General features: G+C 49.7%; 3 protein-coding genes and 1 pseudogene. All 4 read left to right on the top strand.

The window, feature by feature from the left end; all coding sequences use genetic code 11:
• Positions 1-950 precede the first annotated feature (950 nt).
• Positions 951-1,796, top strand: coding sequence for a hypothetical protein (locus tag P792_RS24035; protein WP_023977833.1), 846 nt, complete (start codon positions 951-953; stop codon positions 1,794-1,796).
• Between the two features lie 119 nt (positions 1,797-1,915).
• A pseudogene (locus P792_RS39600) lies at positions 1,916-2,404 on the top strand (polysaccharide biosynthesis/export family protein); the annotation flags it as partial.
• Positions 2,405-2,521: 117 nt separating this feature from the next.
• Complete coding sequence (locus P792_RS38265; protein WP_235075402.1) at positions 2,522-3,061, top strand: hypothetical protein; 540 nt, start codon at positions 2,522-2,524, stop codon at positions 3,059-3,061.
• 52 nt (positions 3,062-3,113) lie between these two features.
• Positions 3,114-5,237: glucans biosynthesis glucosyltransferase MdoH (gene mdoH / locus P792_RS35850; RefSeq protein ID WP_023977831.1), on the top strand; the 2,124-nt coding region annotated here is incomplete at its 3' end.

The following is a 5,237-nucleotide window of genomic DNA, read 5'->3' as shown; positions in this document are numbered from 1 at the left end:
CCTCTCCCGGTCTATTGCGACGAATCCCTGCGCGCCTTCGAGGAAATTATCCCCGCCGCCGGATCGATCACAGCCTCGGTGCGGATGACCCCGCAACGCCTTGCCGAACTGACAGACGGGGTTTGGGTGCATGTAAGACAGGAGACCTGAAGGTCGGACTGGAAAAACAAGGCAATCCGAAACCGCAAAATCCTAACGATAAGACCAAACGATTGACCGCCGCAGAATATCGCTCTTATTTTCTGCCCCACAACCTCCTGAAAACACCTATGAAATATTATAAATATGTGAATAAATGTCATCTATAACAGATATTTATGATGATGATATAATATATTTACAAATATAAGATTTTAAATATTATCTCAGAAATTTATAAAATTGCTTAGGAAAATATCGCGATTCTATATTGAAAATACATGCAATCCGTCTAGAATTTTGAATTTATAATTGGCTAAATCGATAATTAATGAATTTTATTAATTTTATATTATAAAATTATCTTATTTGGTATTTTGTTAATTAATAAAAGATATAAATCTGGCATATTGCAATGATTTACAAAAGAGTAATTTTTTTAGCGACACCTTATCACAAAACTACTAAACTTCTCGAAACTTTGTTGCCAAGCTCAAGCAGGTCGCCTCCACCGTGTCAAATGCTTCAAAAACCGATACCGTTTCCGCTGAAAACCTTCGTCGTGCGTTTCCGAAACTTGTTCGCACCTCTTCAAGCAATGAAGCGCCAGCTAGTCGCCCCAAACATCTTTGGCACTACCCGCGCTTCTGGATTCTGTTTGGGATTCCCAATTTAGCGGCAATCACCTATTTCGGTTTGATAGCTTCTCCGATCTATGTATCCCATGCCTCACTCGAGGTATCGGGATCGGGTCAGAGCAGCGATGCCCTCTACTCACTGGGAACTCCCAAACAACAGGAAATGGCGCCTACGTGGTGCAGGATTTCGTAGCCACGCCTGATGAATTCAAACGCGTTGATGATCATTTTGATCTCTCGAAAATTTATGGCCGCTATGACTTCATCAGCCGCTTCGGAAGTTTCGGGAGCTTGTTCTCAACTACCGACGTAGCCTTGTGGGGCAGCTATCGCAAAGCCGCCAACGTTTCGATTAGCAAGAGCGGGATCGCACAGATTTCTGTTCGCGCGCCTAGCCCGAAAGATGCTCATGATATCGCATTATTCGTACTGCAGGATACAATTGCTCATATCCGCGATCTGAATCAGCGCGAGCGCGATGATTACACGAGCGCTGCGAAGAGCGCTGTCGCTGACCTCGAGAAAGCCGTCTCAGAGGATAATCGGGCGTTGCAGGCGTTTCGTATCGACCATGGAATTTATCTACCTGACACCTATTACACTGCGTTGATGGAGCAAACTACGCAGCTCGTGCTCAAACGCCTCGATACATCCTCGAAAATTGCCGGCCTGCAGGGTGCAACACCAAACAGCACTGCCGCAAAAGCGTTCCAATCTCAACTCAGAATTATAGATACAATGCTTGCGGACGTTCAAGAACAAAAGAAACGAATCAGTGCTGCATCTGCCCGATTCGCTGAACTTGAAACACAGCATGAGACCGATTCACGCTTGTTAGGCGAGGCGCGTACGGCGCTGCTTCAATCCACGATAAAAGCTAGTCAGGACCACTACTATATCCATGAAATTGGGTACCCCTCTCAGCTTAACGGAGCAGAATATCCCCTTCGTTTACTGAGTATACTGGTCGTTTTCGTAATCAGTAGCCTGCTTCTTGCAGTCGCACGTCCGACGCGCTGAGCAAGATCAATCATGAGCGCCAACGGTTAGACAGTATGACAGGAAGGTACCCTTCCTTGGTGACCTGATCATTCGCTCTTCATCACGCCTTAATATGCATCGAACCGCCGAGAACTTTTATGCGTCATCCGATTCAGACTCTCCTCTTATCTTTCAGCACCTGCGTCGGATTGAGCGCGTGCACCTTTCCAGAGGCTGGCCCCTCAGTGCACGCCATCGAGCAAACGCCTAATGTCAATATCGTACCTGCCACACGCCAAGTAGTTGATATATTGGCACAAGCGGCGGACGTGAAACGCGCGAACCGCCTTGCCTCGGCGCGTTCCGCTATACGCGGAGACGGCGCACCAACCCATGATCATAGACTTGGTATCGGCGACACAGTCCATGTGAGCTTATGGATATTCTCGCAGGGCGCAGGACAGGAAGGAGATGTCTCCTCCGCTCCCGGGCCGTCAGTGACTGACATCGGAACCTTCGCAATCGCTAGCGATGGCACCATCTCGCTACCATACGTTCATAAGGTACACATCATCGGTATGAGTGTACCCGATGCGCAGGAAACCCTAACAAAGGCATATACTCGGTTAGGGACAATGCAGAACCCGGCAGTTGCTCTCACATCTGGACCTGCATCAGGCACAAGCGCAGATGCTGATGGGATTATCGTAACAGGTGCGACAGGCCGACCAACTATTCTACCTTGGAATGCGGGTGGCGTGACCATGGCACGTGCGCTTACTACCGCCATGGGCGATGGAACCACCGTGTTCAGCGCGCGCAATAATGCAAGCGGCGATCACGCCGACGCATGGGTTAGCGTTACGCGCAACAGCATCAATATCGCGCGACTACCAATGCTGGAGGCCCTGGAACAGGACATTCCCTTGAAGCCGGGCGATCATCTGATTGTACGCCATGATGCCAACGTACGAGTTACCATGCTCGGCGGTGGCATCACCCGCAACACCCTGCTCGGTTTCTCTGAATCCCCTACGTTGATTCAAGTCATTGCCGCTGCCGAGGGGTTGAATGTTGCCACAGCAAATGATCGTGAGATCTTTGTACTTCGTCGTGCGGCGCCAGGGTTGACACCCAAACTCTACACTATCCCGATGGATTCAGGAGAGGGATTGATCACCGCGCAGCGCTTTCCCATCGAAGATGAAGACGTTGTCTATGTCGGGGAAGCACCAATTGTTCCTGTAGAACGCGTTATCAACACCTTTCTGCAGTTGGGTCTGATTGCCGCAGTCGCCCGGTAGGACCGATCAAACTCCCTTCGGCTTCATAAGCGAGACAGGACAATTCACTCGCATGACAGATTACACAGCCTTCCTGATCGACGGAGGGATTCATCCTGATGACGCCGCTGTAATTGGCCCGACGATAACGTCGTATACCGATCTGCAGCGATGGCTTGATAGTTACTACCCGGATGAACTTCATCCGACACCCGAACGTATGCCAATTGGCGCGCCATTCGTAGAGACGCGCTGGAAACGCAATATGCGTGCCATGTTCATACGTTTGAAAGCTTCGGGAGAACCGGTCGGGGAAGCTCCCGACTGGATACGAGTGGCTGAGCGCAGGAGGTTGCGAGCCAAGCTCGCAACTATTCTTACCACGATCTTGATGGTCTGGCTTACGGCCTCGACGATGCAATTTCAGGTTGATCAGCACACTCCTTTCGGCCTGACCTTATATTGGGTATGGAGTATACTGAACGCACTTATGATATATCTTATGGTCACAAGTTTTTATAAACTCGTGATCGGCAGTTATTATGCCGCGAAAGGCCCTGAAGGTAACCCGTACCATCCTATACATGATGCCTGTGATCCGAGTCCGGGAGCCCGGGTAGCAATCATTTACCCAGTATACCACGAAGATGCGGCTGCGGTAGCAGCCCGCCTCTCAGCAGCTTGGACAACGCTTGCCGAGCACGCACCGGAACACGCCCATCTCTACGATTTGTTTCTTGTCTCAGACTCACGCAAAATCGAATACTGGATAGCTGAGCAGGCAGCCGTATATAGTTTGCGTACAATGCATCCTGATGCTCGAGTTTATTACCGGTGGCGTCCATCAAACCACCATGCAAAACTCGGCAACATTGTTGATTTCTGCCGCCGCTGGAGCAACCGTTATCGGTACATGTGGATGATGGACGCTGATTCTCTCATGGACGGCAAGGCCATTCATACCACACTACGAATGATGGAAGGCAATCATCGGCTGGGTATTCTCCAGACCAATCCCAAGCCGATCCTTAGGACAAGCCTGTTTGGGCGTATGCAGCAATTTACTTCGCATATATGCGGCACTGCCTTTTCTCATGCGATGACAGCGATGCATATGGGACATGCCTCGTATATCGGGCATAATGCTATGATTCGTATGGAGCCCTTCGTCAACCATTGTATGCTCCCCTCTCTTGCTGGAACTGCGCCTTGGGGCGGCAAACCACTATCCCATGACATCCTTGAAGCAGCCATGATGGCTCGCGCAGGCTATGAGGTATGGTTTCTCCCTGAAATTGAAGGAAGTTACGAGGAGATTCCATCCAATCTTGGCTCTTTTCTGCAACGGGAACGCCGCTGGATGCAAGGCAACCTGCAACATATGCGTTTCCTGCTTATGGACGGCATCACCGGGCTACATCGCGAAATCTTCTTCACCGGCGTGATGGGCTACCTTACTTGCCCTATCTGGTGCGCTTTTCTCTTGATCGCTCTGCATAATTCGACATCCTTTCTTCAATCAGGACACATCGCGCCGCAGTTCATCACAACAATCGAGGCGCCTGCTCTGATGTTGCTGGGAGCCACTATTGTTTTTCTTTTTCTTCCGAGGTTGATCGCCGTCGGTACGCATATGCGCCAGAAAGAGGCAAAGCGCTATGCAGGCCAAGACAAAATAATACTATCAACCTTATTCGAGGTTATTTTTTTCTTCTTTATTTCACCAGTGATCATGGTTTGTCTCACTCGTTTTTTTTGGATGTGGCTACGCCGAATCACCATTTCTTGGGGAACACAGCAACGCGACGATTCAGCAGTTCCTTGGAGAGATGTATGGGCACAATTCGGTTGGGTTAGTATGTTGGGGGTAGCGCTTGCCGCCTATGTAGCATATCAGATTTCTCAGATACCTGAGCAGCAAGTCGCAATGCTTGATATGCTGTCGAATCATCGTCTCACACCAACATCGATCCTGTTCTGGTTTATGCCTCTGATTCTTGGGTTGACACTCAGCCCTGCTCTGGTGCGATTTTCTTCAGAAACCTTTAATAGCTTGCGGCATGTTGGGCTGTTCTGCACACCTGAGGAGATAGAGGAGCCAAGAGTAATCACTCTAATGAAAAACGCGCTCGTTTATCTGCGCGCTTATACGCCAGACCCTGAGAACCGCGAGGCGACGCTCCAATATGCCGTTAGT

The organism is Asaia sp. SF2.1 (genome assembly GCF_000505765.1).
In the GTDB taxonomy this organism is placed as follows: Bacteria; Pseudomonadota; Alphaproteobacteria; order Acetobacterales; family Acetobacteraceae; genus Asaia; species Asaia bogorensis.
Note: the sequence above shows the minus strand (reverse complement) of the source record. Positions and strands in the feature narration are given on the sequence as shown.